Origin of the sequence: Sinorhizobium sp. 7-81, assembly GCF_030124405.1 — a bacterium.
Taxonomy (GTDB): Bacteria; Pseudomonadota; Alphaproteobacteria; order Rhizobiales; family Rhizobiaceae; genus Sinorhizobium; species Sinorhizobium psoraleae.
The window spans coordinates 1-1,677 of the sequence record NZ_JASKLT010000058.1 but is presented as its reverse complement, the minus strand read 5'-3'; the positions used below and the strand labels follow the sequence as shown (position 1 = coordinate 1,677).

1 protein-coding gene is annotated in these 1,677 nt (G+C 57.5%); it reads right to left on the bottom strand.

All coding sequences use genetic code 11. From position 1 onward, the window contains the following. Positions 1-426 precede the first annotated feature (426 nt). The gene (locus QN224_RS33435; protein ID WP_283980156.1) at positions 427-1,458 is read right to left on the bottom strand and encodes an IS110 family transposase; all 1,032 of its coding nucleotides are present in this window, start codon (positions 1,456-1,458) and stop codon (positions 427-429) included. Positions 1,459-1,677 lie beyond the last annotated feature (219 nt).

Here is a 1,677-nt window from a genome sequence, read left to right as displayed (position 1 = left end):
GTCACGGAGCGAGCGCAAGAAGCGGGTTTTCCAGCCGCGTGGCCGGCGCGATTGCTTCGGCGAACTCATTCAGATCGACGGCTCGCATCATTGGTGGTTGTCTAATCGCATTCCATCCGTCAAGCGGGCTTGAGCATTCAGCTACCTTGCCGGCTTGCGGGACAGGCAACCGGCTTAATCGATTGGATGGATCTGCCCTCACCGGCCGGGTCCTTCAGAGCTATCCAGTGCTGGGAGCAGGGTTGTCTCCGCGGTCGACAAATGTCGCCGCACAATGGTTTTCGCAGGTGGGATCTTCCTAATGTTCGAGGCGCAGTCTCAACGAGCTGCAGCCACCAGAAGCGGAATGATCCTGCCCACGTCCGCAGCAGGGACGCTCAGCACCAAAGTTAGATGGCGCGCTGAGGGACGAAGGCTGAGCGTCGCCTATATGGTCGCGCCAGCCGATGCGTTGAACACTTCTCCGGTCTTGAGCATGCTGTGCATGATGACTGCGAGTTTCCGGGCGACGGCCACAGCGGCCCGCTTGAAGCCAAGTCGCTCGCGCAGCTTAAGTCCCCAACTCTTGAGACTGCTCTCGGTCCTGGCACTGGTTCTCGTCAGGAGAACTGTCGCCGCTTCATAAAGCAGCCCACGTAAACGATTGTCGCCCCTTCGCGAGATATGGCCGTCATAGTCGACCTCGCCGGATTGATAACGCCGTGTTGTCAGTCCAAGCCAGGCGCCCACCGAGCGCGACGTTCGAAAGTTTTCTGGATTTTCAATTGCCGTAACGTAGGACACCGCTGTGACCGCGCCGATTCCCGGAATTGTCATCAATAGCTTCGTGGCTTCGCTCGCACGTGCCACTATCAGCAACTGGCGACCAAGATCGGCTGCGCGCTTGCGGATATCGTGCCACGCCTCCAAAAGAGGCAAGATAATCTTCGCAAGCGCGCTGTTCCCATCCAAAAGCTTCCGCACATCGCCATCAAACACTCGACCCTTCGCTTTCGGGATGATCAGACCGAAGGTCTTCATCAGGCCGCGGATTTGATTGCCAAGTTGCGTTGAGATGTACAGGAGCTGTTCCCGGGCAGCCACCAATGCGCGGGTCATCATAGCGTCAAACGACTTGACCCGAACCGCTTTGTAAAAACCTGCTTCAGCGAGTTGAGCTAAACCATCCGCATCGTTGGCATCGGTCTTGTTGAGCGTTTCGTTCAATACCTTTTGCGCGTGCCGCGCTTCAATGCAGATCGCCGGCAACCCCTCGCTCGTCAGCGCGTGATAGAACCACGTCGACAGCGGTCCCGTTTCGAATACGACGCGCTGCGCGCGCGGAGCTTTTTTGCGGATCATCTGCGCGAGAAGATTGGGATCCGAAGGACACTTCCCCCGCCAGATCCGTTTACCGTCTTCCCGGATCGAAATTGCGGTGTCTTTCAATGAAACATCAAGGCCAATATATTGGTTCAAGGTTGCCTCCATCCGATGTTTGGGCCCGGTTCCAATCGAGAGCCCGTTTCTCCATCCTATCGGGGGCAACCACCCTCACCAGCCCAAAAGCCAGAGACGGTCGCGCCGCGATTACTCCATGTTCGAGAACCGCGGTCCCAAATGCGCCCTGCTCGTCTATATCGACGATGCCACCGGCAAGCTGTTGCATCTGCGCTTTGCTGCCTCGGAGAACACCTT